21 protein-coding genes are annotated in these 16,814 nt (G+C 42.0%); 10 read left to right on the plus strand and 11 right to left on the minus strand.

Features of this window, described 5'->3' with window-relative positions:
- Nucleotides 1–39: 39 nt before the first annotated feature.
- Genes DUL71_RS16750 through DUL71_RS16760 form a run of 3 tightly spaced genes read right to left on the minus strand, consistent with a single transcriptional unit; the run spans nucleotide 40 to nucleotide 2,427 of the window.
- Complete coding sequence (locus tag DUL71_RS16750) at nucleotides 40–405, minus strand: CoA-binding protein (RefSeq protein WP_114939161.1); 366 nt, start codon at nucleotides 403–405, stop codon at nucleotides 40–42.
- Complete coding sequence (locus tag DUL71_RS16755; protein WP_114939162.1) at nucleotides 398–880, minus strand: DinB family protein; 483 nt, start codon at nucleotides 878–880, stop codon at nucleotides 398–400. The genes DUL71_RS16750 and DUL71_RS16755 overlap by 8 nt, the downstream gene beginning before the upstream one ends.
- The gene (locus DUL71_RS16760; RefSeq protein WP_114939163.1) at nucleotides 877–2,427 is read right to left on the minus strand and encodes an NAD(P)/FAD-dependent oxidoreductase; all 1,551 of its coding nucleotides are present in this window, start codon (nucleotides 2,425–2,427) and stop codon (nucleotides 877–879) included. The genes DUL71_RS16755 and DUL71_RS16760 overlap by 4 nt, the downstream gene beginning before the upstream one ends.
- A gap of 338 nt (nucleotides 2,428–2,765) precedes the next feature.
- On the opposite strand from DUL71_RS16760, the gene DUL71_RS16765 reads away from it, so the two are divergent.
- The 8 genes from DUL71_RS16765 (at nucleotide 2,766) to DUL71_RS32785 (ending at nucleotide 7,117) form a co-directional block, all read left to right on the plus strand.
- Entirely contained in the window at nucleotides 2,766–3,341 is a 576-nt protein-coding gene (locus DUL71_RS16765) for an RNA polymerase sigma factor (protein WP_223818106.1), read from the plus strand.
- Nucleotides 3,342–3,586: 245 nt separating this feature from the next.
- The gene (locus tag DUL71_RS16770) at nucleotides 3,587–4,168 is read left to right on the plus strand and encodes a LemA family protein (protein WP_114939164.1); all 582 of its coding nucleotides are present in this window, start codon (nucleotides 3,587–3,589) and stop codon (nucleotides 4,166–4,168) included.
- 102 nt (nucleotides 4,169–4,270) lie between these two features.
- On the plus strand, nucleotides 4,271–4,705 hold the full coding sequence (locus DUL71_RS16775) for a TPM domain-containing protein (protein WP_112573297.1): 435 nt from the start codon (nucleotides 4,271–4,273) through the stop codon (nucleotides 4,703–4,705).
- A gap of 12 nt (nucleotides 4,706–4,717) precedes the next feature.
- Nucleotides 4,718–5,506 (plus strand): TPM domain-containing protein, encoded by a 789-nt coding sequence (locus tag DUL71_RS16780; protein ID WP_114939165.1) that lies wholly within the window; start codon nucleotides 4,718–4,720, stop codon nucleotides 5,504–5,506.
- A 27-nt stretch (nucleotides 5,507–5,533) separates the two neighbouring features.
- A complete protein-coding gene (locus DUL71_RS16785) occupies nucleotides 5,534–5,938 on the plus strand; it encodes a hypothetical protein (RefSeq protein ID WP_114939166.1) in 405 nt (134 codons plus the stop codon).
- Nucleotides 5,931–6,482 carry an NUDIX hydrolase gene (locus DUL71_RS16790; protein ID WP_114939167.1) on the plus strand — a complete coding sequence of 184 codons (552 nt, stop codon included), beginning with the start codon at nucleotides 5,931–5,933 and terminating at the stop codon, nucleotides 6,480–6,482. Before DUL71_RS16785 ends, DUL71_RS16790 begins: the two co-directional genes overlap by 8 nt.
- 51 nt (nucleotides 6,483–6,533) lie before the next feature.
- Nucleotides 6,534–6,761 carry a DUF433 domain-containing protein gene (locus tag DUL71_RS16795; RefSeq protein WP_114939168.1) on the plus strand — a complete coding sequence of 76 codons (228 nt, stop codon included), beginning with the start codon at nucleotides 6,534–6,536 and terminating at the stop codon, nucleotides 6,759–6,761.
- The gene (locus tag DUL71_RS32785; RefSeq protein ID WP_114939169.1) at nucleotides 6,761–7,117 is read left to right on the plus strand and encodes a DUF5615 family PIN-like protein; all 357 of its coding nucleotides are present in this window, start codon (nucleotides 6,761–6,763) and stop codon (nucleotides 7,115–7,117) included. The genes DUL71_RS16795 and DUL71_RS32785 overlap by 1 nt, the downstream gene beginning before the upstream one ends.
- A 65-nt stretch (nucleotides 7,118–7,182) precedes the next feature.
- On the opposite strand, the gene DUL71_RS16805 is transcribed toward DUL71_RS32785, so the two are convergent.
- The 3 genes from DUL71_RS16805 to DUL71_RS16820 all read right to left on the minus strand — a co-directional run bounded on the left by DUL71_RS16805 (nucleotide 7,183) and on the right by DUL71_RS16820 (nucleotide 10,525).
- Nucleotides 7,183–7,638, minus strand: coding sequence for a nuclear transport factor 2 family protein (locus DUL71_RS16805; RefSeq protein WP_114939219.1), 456 nt, complete (start codon nucleotides 7,636–7,638; stop codon nucleotides 7,183–7,185).
- 77 nt (nucleotides 7,639–7,715) lie between these two features.
- A complete protein-coding gene (gene dnaA / locus DUL71_RS16810) occupies nucleotides 7,716–9,140 on the minus strand; it encodes a chromosomal replication initiator protein DnaA (protein ID WP_090528828.1) in 1,425 nt (474 codons plus the stop codon).
- Between the two features lie 854 nt (nucleotides 9,141–9,994).
- A complete protein-coding gene (locus tag DUL71_RS16820; protein ID WP_114939170.1) occupies nucleotides 9,995–10,525 on the minus strand; it encodes a DUF7935 family protein in 531 nt (176 codons plus the stop codon).
- 91 nt (nucleotides 10,526–10,616) lie between these two features.
- Here DUL71_RS16820 and DUL71_RS16825 point away from each other — a divergent pair, with 91 nt between their 5' ends.
- A complete protein-coding gene (locus tag DUL71_RS16825; protein WP_112573281.1) occupies nucleotides 10,617–10,964 on the plus strand; it encodes a HesB/IscA family protein in 348 nt (115 codons plus the stop codon).
- A 65-nt stretch (nucleotides 10,965–11,029) separates the two neighbouring features.
- On the opposite strand, the gene DUL71_RS16830 is transcribed toward DUL71_RS16825, so the two are convergent.
- Nucleotides 11,030–11,860: a peroxiredoxin family protein gene (locus DUL71_RS16830; RefSeq protein WP_114939171.1), complete on the minus strand. Its 831-nt coding sequence runs from the start codon at nucleotides 11,858–11,860 to the stop codon at nucleotides 11,030–11,032.
- Between the two features lie 163 nt (nucleotides 11,861–12,023).
- On the opposite strand from DUL71_RS16830, the gene DUL71_RS16835 reads away from it, so the two are divergent.
- On the plus strand, nucleotides 12,024–13,262 hold the full coding sequence (locus DUL71_RS16835; RefSeq protein WP_114939172.1) for an ABC transporter permease: 1,239 nt from the start codon (nucleotides 12,024–12,026) through the stop codon (nucleotides 13,260–13,262).
- A gap of 81 nt (nucleotides 13,263–13,343) precedes the next feature.
- On the opposite strand, the gene DUL71_RS16840 is transcribed toward DUL71_RS16835, so the two are convergent.
- From DUL71_RS16840 to DUL71_RS16855, 4 genes are all read right to left on the minus strand, one after another.
- Nucleotides 13,344–14,084 carry a tyrosine-protein phosphatase gene (locus DUL71_RS16840; RefSeq protein ID WP_114939173.1) on the minus strand — a complete coding sequence of 247 codons (741 nt, stop codon included), beginning with the start codon at nucleotides 14,082–14,084 and terminating at the stop codon, nucleotides 13,344–13,346.
- 3 nt (nucleotides 14,085–14,087) lie between these two features.
- The gene (gene rfbB, locus DUL71_RS16845) at nucleotides 14,088–15,143 is read right to left on the minus strand and encodes a dTDP-glucose 4,6-dehydratase (protein WP_114939174.1); all 1,056 of its coding nucleotides are present in this window, start codon (nucleotides 15,141–15,143) and stop codon (nucleotides 14,088–14,090) included.
- Nucleotides 15,144–15,155: 12 nt separating this feature from the next.
- Nucleotides 15,156–16,178 carry a UDP-glucose 4-epimerase GalE gene (gene galE / locus DUL71_RS16850; RefSeq protein ID WP_114939175.1) on the minus strand — a complete coding sequence of 341 codons (1,023 nt, stop codon included), beginning with the start codon at nucleotides 16,176–16,178 and terminating at the stop codon, nucleotides 15,156–15,158.
- Between the two features lie 113 nt (nucleotides 16,179–16,291).
- Nucleotides 16,292–16,814: NAD-dependent epimerase/dehydratase family protein (locus DUL71_RS16855; protein ID WP_114939220.1), on the minus strand; the 523-nt coding region annotated here is incomplete at its 5' end.

The following is a 16,814-nucleotide window of genomic DNA, read 5'->3' on the forward strand; positions in this document are numbered from 1 at the left end:
ACTACCTTGCTCCACTCATCGCAATAACAACTCGTTTTATTAATACTCTCCTATTGATAGCATTACCAGCGTACAGGCATAAGCTGTTTCGATACCCTTTTCGTTGGCTTTGCGCCGGAGCTCGGTATTTTCGGTACCGGGGTTAAATATTATTCGTTTGGGATTGGTGTTCAGGATGTAGTCATAGAGCGGCGGCTGATTTTGCGGGCCAACATACAGCGTTATGGTATCAATATCATGATGTATAGTTTCAGGCCTTTCAATAGGCACACCTGCTACCTCTCCCGTTTTTATGCCGACGTTAACAATGGGATGCCCCCGTTCAACCAAACGGGTAGCCGCAAAATTGGCATACCTGCTGGTATCGGGTGTTGCCCCTAATATTAATGTTTTCTTATCAGCCATTGATCATCCTGTTTAATAAAGCAATTTGCGCAGAGTGATAAATATGATGCTGTATCAAACCCGCCACCTGATACTCGTAAGTTTCGCCCGTTTCGTCAGCTCCCGACTTACCGGCAACAGGTTCACTCCACCTTTCTTCCGGGAAATTCTGAATAAAACCTGCCAAATTTACATTTACCAGCTTTATATCTTCAACAATCCATTTCCACTTTTGTTCTTCGGGCAGGCCGGGCTCAGGCCAATCACCACGCACGGGCATTTGAGCATCCATGCCGTTCATGCGGTCCATTACCTCTTCGGTCCAACCAGTCATGTGCAAAATAATGGCAGCAATATTATGTACCGAGCCCACAGGTTTTTCATAAGCGGCCTCAAAGCTGATGCTCTCAACAATACTATAAACAGATGGGCCATACCATGGGTTGCCCGATAACACATTTTCAAGCTCGGCGGCTAATTTTTGAGATGTTGTCATGATAATATTTTTAAAGCAGCGTTTGCACAATTAATACCATCAATTGCAGCAGAAATTATACCACCGGCATAACCCGCACCCTCGCCACAAGGAAAAAGCCCGGTAACCTGGGGGTGCTGCAATGTTTCCCTATCGCGCGGTATTTTTACCGGCGATGATGTACGCGATTCAACACCTACCAGAATTGCTTCGTTGGTGAAATAACCTTTCATTTTTTTACCAAACACAGGCAGTGCCTTACGCAAACGCTCGTTGATCCAGCCCGGTAAAACCTCTTTCAACTCCACACTTTTAGTCCCAGGCAGGTATGAATTAACAGGCAAATCGGTTGATAAACGGTTCTGCACAAAATCAACCATGCGCTGACCGGGAGCAACCAGGTTACCACCGCCAGCCATAAAAGCAGCCTGCTCAACCTGCTTCTGGAAATTAAGCATTTTAAACGGATCGTTATCGTCGCCGGCAACATCTTCCAGATTAATTTGTACTACGGTACCTGAATTAGCAAAAGGATTGTTCCTTTTTGACGGGCTCCATCCGTTCACCACTATCTCACCGGCTTCGGTTGAGCACGGCGCTATGATACCACCGGGGCACATACAAAAAGAGAACACACCACGATCATCAACCTGTTCAACCAGGCTATAGTATGAAGGTGGCAAATCAGGCCCACGATGTTCGCAATGGTATTGGGCACGGTCAATTATTTCCTGCGGATGCTCAATCCTTACACCCAGGGCAAAAGGCTTGGCCTCGATCAAAATATTTTGACTGTGCAACATCTCAAACACATCCCTTGCCGAATGGCCTGTAGCCAGGATCACCGCATCGGAAGTAATTTTTTCACCTGCTGAGGTTTTTACCCCTTTGATCTTCCCAAAGTCAACCAGCAGTTGGGTTACTTTGGCATCAAACATGATCTCACCGCCCGCGTTCAGCACGGTTTCGCGCATGGCGGTGATAATTTGAGGCAATTTATTGGTGCCGATATGCGGCCGCGCGTCAATCAGGATATCTTCGGCAGCACCATGGGCTACAAACATTTTTAATACCTGGTTCACGTCGCCACGCTTGGTTGAGCGGGTATATAGTTTACCATCAGAGTAAGTACCTGCCCCACCCTCGCCAAAGCAGTAATTTGATTCGGGATTTACAAGGCCCTGTTTATTAATATTGGCCAAATCCCGGCGGCGTTGTTTTACATCTTTGCCCCGTTCAATAACAATCGGCTTCAATCCCAATTCGATACATTGCAAAGCGGCAAATAACCCGGCAGGGCCCGCGCCTACGATGATTACCGGTCGACCAAATTGTACGTTGGGATAATTTACAGTAAAAACTTCGGGCTGATAGGCCTCCTGCATAAAAACCTTCACCTGCATGCGGTAAACCACACGGCGGCCACGCGCATCAATAGAACGTTTTAGGATTTTTAATGCCGTAATATTTTTCAGGGGGGTCTTAAGCGCCGATGCAGCAAGTTGCTTTAAAACGGCCTCATCTTCCTGCCGCCCGGGAGGGCAAACTATCTCTGTTTCTTTTGTCATGACTAATGCCGGGTTTTTATCCCGGATGATGCAAAGTTAAGAAACCCCCTCTAAATCTCCCCCCTAAAGGGGACACTTTTAAAAGCCGCTGCCATGAAGATTTTACTTGCGCCTGTTTTTAACGAGGGCTTAAAATGGGTTTGCGTTTGTAACGCAAATCATGATCATTCACCTCCTTTTAGTGGTGTTCAATAAAGCTAAAACCGTTCGGGTTTGCACAATGACCGTACGCTATCGAACAGTTTTAAAATACCATTAAAAATAAATTACTGAAAATCAATAAATTACAAAATGGCACTCAGATTGGCATGCACCTCATGTATTTAAATAATAAAAAAATGACTACCGCCGACGAACGCTTACACACAATATGGAATGGCTGCCTGAGTAACGACAGAAAAAGCCAGGAACAATTATACAGGTTATTAGCACCCCGCATGCTTGCAGTTTGCATGCGTTATGCAACCGATAAAGACGAGGCACAAGATATATTACAGGAAGGTTTTATCAAAATGTTCCGCAACATGAAAAACTACCGTGGCGAAGGTAGCCTGGAAGGATGGATCCGTCGCATTATGGTACATTGCGCCATATCACGCTACCGCAAATTAAAACCGATGGTTTTGGTTGATGATTTCGCGGCAGAAGAAGCTTCGGCTGTGCCTATCAGCAGTTCATATAACGATAACGGCCTTGAAGCTAAAGACCTGATGAAACTGGTACAAAAACTACCAAAAACATACCGCTCTGTTTTTAACATGTACGCTATTGAAGGTTACTCGCACCAGGAAATCGGTTCATCACTAGGTATGAGCGAACTATTATCGCGCACTACCTTGCACCGCGCCCGTACACTTTTAAAAGAAATGGTAGCCAAGCTAACCATGCGCGAAGAACATTGCCTGGCAGGATAAGCCGATCCTGCCATTAACCTTACACAAATCATTTACAAAGCTGTAGCCCCTGATGGGGCTTTCTGCTTTTATAAGTGGTCAGATACTGTGCAAATTTTCTCATATCGCACTTCGCATACCTCATATCCTTTTATAACTTACCGAAAAGCCGTATCTTGACACCTTGTCAGCATATGCCTTGTTTGTAACAACGGTACGTGATTTGCACTCTAACCCGAAACATCACATAAATACACGAAAAACAAATGAAAAGATTATTCTCTGCTATATTAGTTATAGTGACAGTCATGTCCTTAAGCTCATGCAGCTATAACAGCATGGTTAAATTAGATGAGTCTGTTAAAGCAAAATGGGGAGCCGTACAAAGCGACTATCAGCGCCGCAGCGACCTGATCCCGAATTTAGTTAATACTGTAAAAGGTGCTGCCAATTTTGAAAAAAGCACCTTAACAGCTGTTGTTGAGGCCCGTTCAAAAGCAACATCTGTACAGGTTGACCCTAATAAACTTACGCCAGAATCTATTAAAGCTTTCCAGGCCTCGCAAGGTGAATTGAGCGCTGCCCTTGGCAAATTGCTTTCTATTACAGAAAACTATCCCGATCTGAAATCAAACTCAAACTTCCACGATCTGCAAATTCAGCTGGAAGGTACCGAAAACAGGATCAACGTATCCCGTAAGGATTTCAATGATGCAGTTCAGGAATACAACAGCAAAATCCGTTCGTTCCCGGCCAATATAACTGCCAAAATGTTTGGCTTTTCTGCAAAAGGTTATTTCACTGCCGAACCGGGTGCCGACAAAGCCCCTAAAGTAGAGTTTAATTAATTATTGAAATAATGAGGTATTGAGTTATTGAATTGCAACTTGCTATTTCAATAACTCTACATTCAATAATTCACCAGATCAATAATTCAATAATTAAAAAACATGGCTGTATTTAACGAAGAAGAACAGCAGCGCATTCGTAAGGCTATTGAAGAAGCCGAGCAGCGCTCATCGGGCGAGATCAGGGTCTGCATTGAAAAAAGATGCAGCGAGAATGTGCTTGACCGTGCGGCAAAATATTTCGTGCAGCTTAATATGCACAAAACCAAGCTAAGGCATGGCGTGCTGGTATACGTTGCCACTGTCGATCGTAAGTTCGCGATTATCGGCGATGCAGGAATCAACCAGGTAGTTCCTCCCGATTTTTGGGATACCACACGCGATGACATGCTGCAACATTTTAAATATGGCGATATTGTTGAAGGAATTGTTACAGGCTTGAAAATTGCCGGCGAACAACTTCAAAAATACTTCCCTCATCAGGATGGCGATCAAAACGAACTTCCGGATGATATTGCCTTTATGGATGGCGATTAAAAACTAAAAAACATGTTCAAAAAGTTTATACTGTTCTTCGGATTTATACTTTGCGCTGTTGCAGCAATTGCGCAGGATTTTCCGGAACGCTCCAATACCCTTGTTACCGACTATACCAATACCTTAAGCCCGGCTGATAAACAACAGCTGGAAACTAAGCTGGTTGCCTTTAACGATTCTACCTCAACGCAAATAGCAGTAGTGATACTGAAATCTGTCGGTAACTATGATATCAATGACTATGGCGTTCAGTTGTTACGTAAATGGGGTATTGGCCAAAAAGACAAGAATAACGGCGTATTGGTACTTGTTGCCATTGGCGACCGTAAAATGAGTATCCAAACCGGCTACGGTGCCGAGGGTGCACTACCTGATATTGTTACACAGGATATTATCCAAAACGACCTTAAACCACATTTTAAACAAGGCGATTACTATGGCGGCCTTGATGCCGGGACAAACAGCATTATTAAAGCCATGAAAGGCGAATATAAAGCTGATAGGAAATCAAGCAAAAAAGGCAATGACGGTGGCCCTGCCGGTTTTATCATTATTATAATTGTAGTAGTGATCCTGATTATAATCTTCCGCAACCGTGGTGGAGGCGGTGGCAGGCAGATCATCGGTCGCCGGGGTGGTGCAAGCCCATTCTGGTGGTTCCTGGCAGGCAATATGCTTGGCGGTGGCGGTCGTAGCAACGGAGGCGATTGGGGAGGTTTTTCCGGCGGTGGCGGCGGTGGCGGATTTGGAGGCTTCGGCGGTGGCAGCGGTGGCGGTGGCGGCTCAAGCGGTAGTTGGTAGTCGTTCACAATAAACTCGTTCTAACTCATGCAAAAAGACTACATCTTACGCGAGATCGAAAAGATCGTATATTCAATAACAAGGCTCGCGGGTTTCAAAAACAGCGTAAATCCTGAAGCATTTATTCAACATGCTGATCAATTGCTTCAGAATGAGTATGATCTAAAATTAAACGATTTACTTAAGCTAAGTATCGAAGATTTTGACATTTTACTTGATGAGAGAAACTATTCGCCCGAAAAGCTTGATGCTTTGGCTCAGCTGTTATATATGTATTATGAGCCTTTTGTAGCTAATGACGAAACGTTAGCCGCCTTACAAAAGATCATTTCAATATTTAACCGTTTGGAAAAGATTCATAATCGTACATCATTCGAAAACATAAACAAGCGCAACGCCATCTATCAATTTCTGCAAAACAACTATGAGTAAAGATCTCACCTGGAAACTACTTTCATCATCATACATCCATAAAGGCCCCTGGGCAACACTCCGCATTGATAAATGCGAAATGCCAAACGGCAAAATCGTTGAAGATTACTATGTACTTGAATATTCAAACTGGGTTAACGCGGTAGCTATAACCGAAGATAACAAGGTATTGATGGTAAAACAATACCGTCATGCAGCAAGCATTATCTCGCTCGAAATTCCGGGTGGCGTAATTGATGCCGGCGAAGATCCGGTTCATGCTATACGCCGCGAGTTATTGGAAGAAACCGGCTATCAGTTTGATGAATTTGAATTGATCTGTACAGTTTATGGCAACCCATCTACAGCTAACAATCAAACTTTTACTTACTTTACCAAAGGCGGCAAAAAAGTACAAGGCCAGCACCTCGACGAACTGGAAGACCTGATTGTTGAGGAATATACCATTGAAGAGGTAAAACAATTACTGCTCAATAACGAAATAAAACAAGCCATGCATTGCGCCGGTTTGTTTTACGGCATGATGAAGCTGGGAGTGATGTAAGATTACATCTGTAATATTTCAGATTTGAATGCTTTTTAGTTAAATTTGAATATGCGGCAGATCGATTACAAGCAATTTATTGAAGTAAACCCGGAAATAAGATTTGGGAAGCCCGTAATTATAGGTACACGCATTACCGTGTATGATGTTTTACAGTGGCTTGCTTCCGGTTCCACTCATGAAGAGATTATTGAAGATTTCCCCCAACTAAATGAAGATCATATTTTTGCCTGCCTTGCATATGCCGCGAATAAAGAGCGGACAATAAGAGTTGCATAATGGCTATAATTGCTTCTTACGAGATCCGTATCATTACTGATGAGAATATCTCGTGGCGTTTAAAGAAACTACTCCCATCATGGGACATTTTACCTGTAAATGAAATTGCGCCTCACGAACGTTTGAGCGATATCCGTATATGGCAATTCGCAAAAGCCAATGGTTATTCTATCTTGACTTTTGATGAAGACTTTAGGGAATTGCAGAATCTTTACTCCTCTCCTCCTAAAATAATATGGCTAAGGACTGGTAACGTGAATACCAAAGCGATCTCCGACTTATTATCGCGATCCAGAAACTCAATTGTACAGTTTATTCAAGACGATTCATTGGGGGTGTTCGAGTTGTATTTGTAAATAAAACAAGCCATGCATTGCGGCGGTTTGTTTTACGGCATGATGAAGCTGGGAGTGATGTAGAATCACTCCGGGCAGTTATCTTTCCGGCGGGTATCAACTATATAGATGATCTTCCAACCATCCGTGGTTTTCATCAGTTGAAAAACATCGACACCGCAATGGCTGTATTTATCATCTAAATAAAACTTATATGGCGCCCAAACGCTGGCCAAAGGGCCATCGATCTTAATATCGGTAAAGGTTATACGCTCATCATAAACACCTTTATGCGGGGTTCCAATCAATTTTATAAAATCATCAGGGTTTTCAATCTCCAGGGCTACCGAACCATCTTTTTTATTAGCCACACTATGAAATGCTATTCCTTTGGCAAAGGTTGCCCTGAGCATCGTGCTGTCGCCCTTGCGCATGGCATTAAACATGGTGTTGATAGTTTGCTTAATAGCATCCTGCTCTGTTTGCTGAGCAAAGGAATTCGACGAGAGCGCGACAAGAAAAAGGAGTATCAGTTTTTTCATAATTAAATATAAAATATTGCCACCAAACAAAAAAGCCCTGCATAAATGCAAGGCTTTCATATTTACAAAATCGTTATTTACGACATTTTCAATTTTTTCTGAATATCGGCTACGTAGCCTTTAAATTTCTTATCGGTATCAATTAAGTCTTCTACAGTTTGGCAGGCATAGATCACGGTAGAGTGGTCGCGGCCGCCAAAGAAATGACCAATTGATTTCAATGAGCTTTTGGTATGGGCTTTTGCCAGGTACATTGAAATTTGACGGGCCTGAACAATTTCGCGTTTGCGGGTCTGTGATTTCACCATCTCAATAGGCACTTCAAAATACTCGCACACCAGGCTTTGAATATACTCCATCGAAATTTCTTTAGATGAGTTCTTCACAAAGTTTTTCAACATTTGTTTAGCCAGGTTCAGGTCAATCTCCTTACGGTTAAGGGTTGACTGTGCCAGTAATGACACCATAGCTCCTTCCAGCTCACGTACGTTATTGTCGATATTATGAGCAACGTATTCAATCACATCGTTTGACAGATCGATACCGTCCTGATAGATCTTATTTTTCAGGATAGCCATACGGGTTTCCAGATCAGGGATCTGTAAATCGGCAGATAGGCCCCATTTAAACCTCGAAAGCAGGCGTTCTTCCAAACCGGCCAGATCTTTAGGCGCTTTATCTGATGTAATGATTAGTTGCTTGCCTGACTGGTGCAGATGGTTAAATATATGAAAGAAGAAATCCTGTGTTTTCTCTTTACCGGCAAAGTTGTGCACATCGTCCATGATCAGCACGTCAATGGCCTGGTAAAAGTTCACAAAGTCGTTGATGTTGTTATGCTTTAAGGCATCAACAAATTGCTGTGTAAATTTTTCGCATGATACATACAGTACCAGTTTATCGGGCAGGGTGCGCTTGATTTCGTTACCGATGGCTTGTGCCAGGTGGGTTTTACCTAAACCCACGCCGCCATAAATCATCAACGGGTTAAAAGAGGTACCACCGGGTTTAGCCGCTACCGCGTAACCTGCCGAACGGGCCAGACGGTTACAATCACCTTCAACAAAGTTTTCGAAGGTGTAATTACGGTTAAGCTGAGGATCTACGTTCAACTTTTTAAGCCCGGGTATAACAAAAGGATTTTTAATGTCCTTGTTAATTGAAATAGGTATCGGCATACTCTGATGTTTTGAATCAGCGCCATTTCCGTTTGAAGGCATATTAGTTGTGTATGGTTTACTTGATGATTGCTCAACAACTATATTATACTCTAAACGTCCTTCATCGCCCAATTGTTTCTTAATGGTTTTGCGCAGCAACCCTACATAGTGCTCTTCAAGCCACTCGTAAAAGAATAAACTTGGTACTTGTATGGTTAATACGCTTCCTTCCATTCTCAAAGCTTTTATCGGCTCAAACCAGGTCTTAAAACTCTGGGCCGGTATGTTGTCTTTGATGATCTGAAGGCAGCTATTCCAAACGTTCGTACAAGTTTTTTCCATATAGATATAAGTAAAATATTGATTTCCAACCCCCAGCGAAACAACTTTTGGCCTTGCTACGGAACATCGAATATTGCCAAAAAAAGCTTATAAAAAAATTAAATTTTCACTTTTTTAACATTTGGCTTTTTATTAACAAATTCGATTTTTCAATGAAATTTTTGTATGGATAACATAATTTTTGGTATAAAAATCACAATCCGAATATTTCTTCATTATTTTTTTCTTTTTTTGAAATTTCAAAAAAAAGAAGAACAAAACCACCTGTTACAACCCTTAATTATACGCCAAAACACAGGCAATGTTTGCGCCTTTTTTACGGTTATCGCAAACAAAAAATTAACACACTGGTTTAGTGTCTTATAAAAATAAAAACCAAGTTTTTTTGATTTGTGGCACGCTAAAAACACATGCAAGGAAGCCACATCACGATGCCCATACGCCCCAAAATATTGGTGATTTCCCGGAGATAGTATAGCTTTCAACCGAAGTTACGATAAAACGCGATAAGTTTTAATTACCGGGGGCCTCTATTCCCAAAAGATGTAAACTTTTCTCAGCACTTTCTCGTTGCCCTTTCCCGATAACTCCCACGATTTTCACAAATTATGTTTTATGGAAGATTTCACAAGCCTAACAGTTTAAACACCGGCACCACAGCCTGTATATTCTGCATTGATACATTACGCGCAAATAAGCGATTGCCTAAAAGCAATATTTATGATCAATGCTGAAAAGGTAGCCTCTACGAGGCAAAGAGTGCTACTATTATTTGCTACAAACAGGTATCCCCTAGGGGGAATAGAAGATGATAGGATAGAAATTAGTACGTACAGTAATAGACAACGCAGTACTTAATACAGCTCTTCCATATCCTGCCTGATGAGGCCTAAAGCAACATCATAAGGATTATCTTCCAGCTTGCTTAAATGCACCAGGATAACTTTACTTAGTTCAAGCGCAGAGGTATCAGGAGGCAATGCCTTCACCGCATTGTTGATCAGGCTAATGGTATCGTCCTTTACCCTTTTTACCACATTCCAAACCCGGGCGCTCACATAAATTTGCTGGGTAATATTATGCTGAAACTCGTTACGTACCTCATTGATAATAATTGCCTGTAGCTCGGCAGCGGTATCGGCCGATCCGTTAAGACGAATGAGCAGACTTGCCGGGTTAACCCTTTCAATAAATAGTACAACCCGCTCGTAGGCCTGCAACCGCAACGGCAGGGTTTGATTGCTGATGGTACGCTTTAACTCCAACAGCTGGATACTTTCTGATTTATCAAGATATGGTTTAAACAAGTAAAAAGCGATATATACAACGCCTAAACCCGAAACGGTATACTTTAAAATATCAAACAAAAAAGGCAGAGCCAGCATATTTATAAATGTTATATAGCGGTCATAAAATTATGACATTAACAAAAATCTGCATTTTACGTTATATTTGTGTAGAATAAATAAAAATAAGATGAGTATAGCTGTTGAAACTGCTCCGGTTTCTTTTACACCGGGCGCCGTAAAAGAACTGTTTAAATTAAAAGACCAGCAAGAAATAAACGAGGAGTTTGGTTTACGCGTTGGAGTTGAGGGTGGTGGCTGCTCGGGCATGAACTATATTTTAGGCTTCGACATGAAAAAAGACGGCGACCAGGAATACATCATTGATGGTATAAAAGTATTTATGCATAAAGCGCATGGCTTATACCTGGCCGGTATGCAAATTGATTACCAGGACGGATTAAACGCCCGTGGTTTTACTTTCAACAACCCTAACGCTGCCAGCACTTGTGGTTGCGGCTCTTCGTTCTCGGTTTAAGACAGAGACATTTAAAATATTAAAAGCCGCTTCATAAAAACATGAAGCGGCTTTTGTTTATGGGTTTATTTCAATCCTTCATTAATGGTCTTCCTCATCCAATAAGGAGAGTTTACAGCAAAACCTACCGTATGAAAAGCAACCTTTCCTTCCTTATCTAAAATAACGCTCGTCGGATAAAGTCCTATTTTATAGCCGGAAGCAATATACCGGCCATCATCTATAATATCATACTTAAACTCCGTCTGCTTCAAAAATTTCTTCAGGTCATACCGATCATCCAGCGCTATTGCCAGGAAAACCACATTCGTGTTATTTTTATAATCATCAACCAGTTTGTTTAACTCCGGAATCTCCTGCATACAGGCTGGGCAGCCTATAAACCAAAAATTCAATACCACTATTTTGCCACGCAAATCTTTTAATTTGATTTTATTACCATTAATATCATGTGTACTAAATGGCTCCATAACCTCACCGGTATTAAAATAAGAAGATTCATAAGGTTTGGGAAGCGAAGCCATATACTGCTCCTGGGCCTCTTCGGGTGATAGTTGCTTAGGGGTATTTATGGAAACTCTATCAGTAGGTGCGGTATTGGGCTTTATGTATCGTGCCTCCCGTTCATCCTTCCTGCTAAGTATAAAAGCAGTTTTGGTGTCTTCCATATTTTCGGGCAGTAAAACATATTGCCTGGTACGCATCAGATCGCTCCATTGCTTATAAGTTAGTTGTTTCCCGGTCGAATCCTTTACAACTGAATGATCATCGATTCTGAATGAACGATTAACAGCTTTATGCCTCAGCGTATCCTGCGCCCAGCTATTGAAACTCAACGCAATTAAGAAAAGCAATGGCGTAAAATATTTCATGATATGGTTTAGTATTAATTTCATAAATATACAATACAGATATTTAATTATAAAGCATCAAAGTGTAACAAACAAGCAAAACAATTAGCGGCCGGATTATACTATCTATCAAAAAGATTATTGAGCAATAACTGTAACAAATAGGCATAATGCTTAGTCATACCGACAAGTTTTTTATATTTATACCATGCCGGTAAAAACCTCTTACAAAGAAAACATTTCTATTGCATTACAGTCCATAGCCGGCAACAGGCTGCGTACCTCATTAACAGCGCTTATTATTGCTATAGGCATTATGGCATTGGTTGGTATCTTAACGGCAATTGAAGGGATCAGGCAATTTACCAATGATGCATTTGCCGATTTAGGTGCCAATACCTTCACTTTACAAAACCGCGGCGAAGGTTTAAATTTCGGCAACGGCGGCCACCGTAAGATTTATCCGGCCATTACCTATGACCAGGCTGTACGTTTTAAAAATACTTTTAAACTACCTGTAGCTGTAGCCATTAATTTAGAGGTAACCGGCACAGCAGTGGCCAAATACGGCAACCAAAAAACCAACCCTAACATATCCATATCAGGATCTAATGAAAACTACCTGGTAACAGCCGGCAAGAAACTGGCGTTTGGACGTAATTTTTCGGCTTCCGAATTGGAGCATGGCTCAAACGTGGCAATTATTGGCGATGAGATCAAAAAGAAATTATTCAAAACCGAAGACCCGATCAATAAATCGATATACCTTGGTACAAATAGGTTCAGGATAGTTGGCGTGTTTGCCTCAAAAGGTTCAAGCTCATTTGGGGGCGATAAATTTTGTGTGATCCCGGTACTGAAAGCTAAACAGATTGACAGCACCAAAAACGCGTCATTCACGGTAACTATTAAAGTTGCTACTCCCGGCGCGCTTGATGCAAGCATCGGCGAAGCCACTTCCCTGTTCAGAAATGTAAGGGGACTTAATGTAATTAACCAGGATAACTTTGAAATAACCCGGAGTGATTCTATTCAAAAAGAACTTTCTGGTCAACTTGCTGGAATTACAGCTGCCGGTTTTGCTGTAGGTATCATCACACTCATTGGCGCGGCTATCGGCCTTATGAATATCATGCTGGTATCGGTAACAGAACGTACCCGCGAAATTGGCGTGCGAAAAGCCATCGGCGCAACTCCTGCTATTATCCGTAAGCAGTTTTTGATAGAGGCCATAGTGATCTGTTTAATAGGCGGCGCGGCCGGCATGATACTGGGCATGGCTGCAGGAAACCTCATCGCGGTACAAATAAGCGGCGCATTTGTAGTGCCATGGGCATGGTTATTTTTTGCAGTGGTGCTTTGTACCTTTATCGGTTTAATATCCGGTTATTACCCTGCAAAAAAAGCGGCAAGGCTTGATCCGGTTGAGGCATTGAGGTACGAATAACAGACACGGCTTCAAAATCTTAAAGCCACCTGCAAACAAAAAAGGCGCAATTAATGCGCCTTTTTTGTTTATAAATTTATGCTAAAACAACATCTTATTTTTAAGCGGATAATCAACCAGCACTTTTTCAATATAAGTTGTCCTGAGTGCATCTCCAAGCGCCGCAGCATGCTTTAAATGGTGCATATCGCTTGAAATATAATCTATCAAACTATTATCGATCAGATCTTCGGCCATCTTTTTTATATCCTTACCATAGTACCCTGTAAGCGATATGGTATTAAGCTGAAAATCAACGCCCCAGCTATGCAGGTTTTTCAGCTTGTCCAAATCAAGATATTGATACCTCTCAGGGTGGGCCAAAATAGGTTTATAACCTTTATCATGAAGCTTTTGGATTACACTATAGGTATTGGGTGGCTGATTTATAAATGAGAACTCAAATAATACATGGTTATCACCCATGGTCATTACCGGCCCATTTTCTACCCGTGCTTCAAATGTTTCATCAAAGTAATGTTCGGCAGCGGCTTCAACCGGAATATCAATCCCTTCTTTCACCAGTTCGGCTTTTAATAAAGTAAGCGCGTTGCCTATGGTTTCGGGCGTATTACGATAAAAATCTATCATGATATGCGGCGTGGCAATAACTTTTTTTATGCCTAATGCCATCATTTTCTTTATCAGTTCCACCGATTCTTCTGGCGTTTTGGCGCCATCATCAATTCCCGGTAACACATGCGAGTGCATATCAACCATGATACCCTCATAGTTGAGTTTTACTTCCCTTACTTCTTTTTTCTTCTTAAAAAGCCCGAACATTTTTTATCTATCGTTATACTGACCGCTGTAATATTGCTGGTAATGACCAGATGTTACATCGTTTAGCCATTCTTCATTAGCAAGATACCAATCTACAGTTTTTTCCAGACCTTCCTCAAAAGTTATGCCCGGCACCCAGCCCAATTCATTTTTAAGCTTAGTTGCGTCGATAGCATATCTTAGATCATGCCCGGCCCGGTCTGTTACAAATGTGATCAGTTTAGCCGATTCTCCCTCGGCCCTGCCCAATTTTTTGTCCAATATACTGCAAAGCAATCTTATCAGGTCAATATTTTTCCATTCATTGTGACCGCCAATGTTATAGGTTGAGCCAGATTTAGCATTATGGAATATCACGTCAATAGCGCGGGCATGGTCTTCAACCCAAAGCCAGTCGCGAATATTTTCGCCTTTACCATACACCGGCACCGGTTTATTTTGCTTGATATTATTGATTGCCAGCGGAATAAGCTTTTCCGGAAAATGAAACGATCCGTAATTATTTGAGCAGTTTGAAATAACGGTATCCATACCGTAAGTATCCTGGTAAGCGCGCACAAAATGGTCTGATCCAGCTTTTGAAGCCGAATACGGAGAGTGCGGATCATAGGCTGTTTCTTCAGTAAACATACCATCTTCGCCAAGGGTACCGTACACCTCATCGGTAGATACATGATAAAAACGGGTTTTATCATATCTGCCTTTCCAGTGCTCGCGGGCAGTGTTCAATAAATTTACCGTACCTACCACATTGGTCATCACAAAATCAAGCGGGTTGGTGATAGACCTGTCTACATGCGATTCGGCAGCAAGGTGGATCACTGCATCAGGGTTCTCTGCTGTAAAAAGCTCATTAATAAAGGCAATATCCACAATATCGCCTTTCACAAACTTATAGTTAGGCTCGTTTTCGATATCCTTTAAATTAGCCAGGTTACCGGCGTAGGTAAGCTTGTCTAAATTAACAATGCTGTAATCGGGGTAGTTTTTTACAAACCTGCGCACTACATGCGAGCCGATAAAACCTGCCCCACCCGTAATAATGATCTTTTTTTTCATTCCCTGCTATTATTAATTAAACGGATTTTGAGCGATATATTTTTCCCACTCCCAGGCAGATGACATCATTTCGCCAATGCCGAGTTGGGCTGTCCAGCCAAGTTTGGTTGATGATTTGGTAACATCGCCCCAAACCTGCTCCACATCGCCTTCACGGCGCGGACCAATTTCGTAGTTCAGCTTTTCGCCGGTTGTACTTTCAAAAGCATGAATTACCTCTAACACCGAAGAGCCGTTGCCGGTACCCAGGTTAAATACGTCATAACCTTTAAAGTCGTCTTTTTCGGCAAGCCTTAACGCGGCTACGTGCGCTTTAGCCAAATCAACCACGTGAATATAATCACGGATACAGCTACCATCAGGTGTGTTATAGTCATCACCAAAAACAGTGATCTTTTCACGTTTACCAATAGCTGTTTGGGTGATGAAAGGTACCAGGTTCTGTGGTACACCAATTGGCAATTCGCCAATCAGGGCCGATTCATGAGCACCCACCGGGTTAAAATAGCGTAATGAAATTACTTTATAGTCGCTGCCAGAATTTACCATATCAACCAAAATCTCTTCGGCTATTTGTTTGGTATTGCCGTATGGCGATTGTGCCGGTTGTACCGGAGCATCTTCGGTAACAGGTAATTTTTCCGGCTGACCGTAAACTGTACAGCTTGATGAAAATACAAAATTGATAGCTTTACCGTAATAAGCTTCCAATAAGTTGATAAGCGAATAAAAGTTATTCCTGTAGTATTTCATTGGCTTTTTTACCGACTCCCCCACAGCTTTAAAAGCCGCGAAGTGAATGATCCCCCCTATTTCGGGCTCGGCAAGCGCAAGCGACTTAACACCAGCTTCATCGCAAAGGTCAAGTTTATGAAAGGTTGGGGTAAAGCCTAATATCTTGGTAAGCTGATCTAATATTTTAGGATCTGAGTTTGATAAATCGTCAACAATAACGGGATCATAACCCGCGTTAACCAGCTCAACAACGGTGTGCGAGCCAATAAAACCCAAACCGCCTGTTACTAATATTTTCATAGTTTGTATAGAGAGTATATTTGATTGTTCAGCAAAGTAAGCAGATTGTAACAAATCAATCTACTTTTATATTATAAACAAGGCCAAAAAAGTTAATTTTCGGCCTTGTTACCTTATTTATTGTAGTAAGAAAAGTCTTTGTGGTGTATTTCCTGCTCAGGTAACGATTTGAAGTATTCTAACGTGATCTTCAAACCTTCACTCCGGGATACCTTTGGCTCCCAGCCCAATATGGCTTTAGCCTTGGTGATATCCGGACGACGTTGTTTCGGATCATCTGTAGGCAATGGTAAACTGATCAGTTTTTGATTGGTGCCGGTAAGTTTGATGATCTCCTCACCAAATTGTTTGATCGTGATCTCATCCGGGTTACCAATGTTTACCGGCTGAGCATAATCGCTCAGCAACAACCTATAGATACCTTCTATCAAATCATCTACATAGCAGAATGATCTGGTTTGTGAACCATCGCCAAACATCGTCAGCGGTTCGCCCCTTAGTGCCTGACCGATGAAAGCCGGTAATACCCTGCCGTCATTCAGCCGCATCCTTGGCCCGTAGGTGTTAAAGATCCTCACGATCCTGGTTTCTACACCATGGAAGGTATGATAGGCCATGGTGATGGCTTCCTGGAAC

It is taken from the genome of Mucilaginibacter endophyticus, from assembly GCF_003351025.1.
In the GTDB taxonomy this organism is placed as follows: domain Bacteria; phylum Bacteroidota; class Bacteroidia; order Sphingobacteriales; family Sphingobacteriaceae; genus Mucilaginibacter; species Mucilaginibacter endophyticus.

Excerpts from the sequence above, each read along its gene's own strand:
- DUL71_RS16750 (WP_114939161.1), bottom strand. The coding sequence starts at position 405 with ATGGCTGATAAGAAAACATTAATATTAGGGGCAACACCCGATACCAGC.
- DUL71_RS16755 (WP_114939162.1), bottom strand. The coding sequence starts at position 880 with ATGACAACATCTCAAAAATTAGCCGCCGAGCTTGAAAATGTGTTATCG.
- DUL71_RS16760 (WP_114939163.1), bottom strand. The coding sequence starts at position 2,427 with ATGACAAAAGAAACAGAGATAGTTTGCCCTCCCGGGCGGCAGGAAGAT.
- DUL71_RS16765 (WP_223818106.1), top strand. The coding sequence starts at position 2,766 with ATGACTACCGCCGACGAACGCTTACACACAATATGGAATGGCTGCCTG.
- DUL71_RS16770 (WP_114939164.1), top strand. The coding sequence starts at position 3,587 with ATGAAAAGATTATTCTCTGCTATATTAGTTATAGTGACAGTCATGTCC.
- DUL71_RS16775 (WP_112573297.1), top strand. The coding sequence starts at position 4,271 with ATGGCTGTATTTAACGAAGAAGAACAGCAGCGCATTCGTAAGGCTATT.
- DUL71_RS16780 (WP_114939165.1), top strand. The coding sequence starts at position 4,718 with ATGTTCAAAAAGTTTATACTGTTCTTCGGATTTATACTTTGCGCTGTT.
- DUL71_RS16785 (WP_114939166.1), top strand. The coding sequence starts at position 5,534 with ATGCAAAAAGACTACATCTTACGCGAGATCGAAAAGATCGTATATTCA.
- DUL71_RS16790 (WP_114939167.1), top strand. The coding sequence starts at position 5,931 with ATGAGTAAAGATCTCACCTGGAAACTACTTTCATCATCATACATCCAT.
- DUL71_RS16795 (WP_114939168.1), top strand. The coding sequence starts at position 6,534 with ATGCGGCAGATCGATTACAAGCAATTTATTGAAGTAAACCCGGAAATA.
- DUL71_RS32785 (WP_114939169.1), top strand. The coding sequence starts at position 6,761 with ATGGCTATAATTGCTTCTTACGAGATCCGTATCATTACTGATGAGAAT.
- DUL71_RS16805 (WP_114939219.1), bottom strand. The coding sequence starts at position 7,638 with ATGAAAAAACTGATACTCCTTTTTCTTGTCGCGCTCTCGTCGAATTCC.
- dnaA (WP_090528828.1), bottom strand. The coding sequence starts at position 9,140 with ATGGAAAAAACTTGTACGAACGTTTGGAATAGCTGCCTTCAGATCATC.
- DUL71_RS16820 (WP_114939170.1), bottom strand. The coding sequence starts at position 10,525 with ATGCTGGCTCTGCCTTTTTTGTTTGATATTTTAAAGTATACCGTTTCG.
- DUL71_RS16825 (WP_112573281.1), top strand. The coding sequence starts at position 10,617 with ATGAGTATAGCTGTTGAAACTGCTCCGGTTTCTTTTACACCGGGCGCC.
- DUL71_RS16830 (WP_114939171.1), bottom strand. The coding sequence starts at position 11,860 with ATGAAATTAATACTAAACCATATCATGAAATATTTTACGCCATTGCTT.
- DUL71_RS16835 (WP_114939172.1), top strand. The coding sequence starts at position 12,024 with ATGCCGGTAAAAACCTCTTACAAAGAAAACATTTCTATTGCATTACAG.
- DUL71_RS16840 (WP_114939173.1), bottom strand. The coding sequence starts at position 14,084 with ATGTTCGGGCTTTTTAAGAAGAAAAAAGAAGTAAGGGAAGTAAAACTC.
- rfbB (WP_114939174.1), bottom strand. The coding sequence starts at position 15,143 with ATGAAAAAAAAGATCATTATTACGGGTGGGGCAGGTTTTATCGGCTCG.
- galE (WP_114939175.1), bottom strand. The coding sequence starts at position 16,178 with ATGAAAATATTAGTAACAGGCGGTTTGGGTTTTATTGGCTCGCACACC.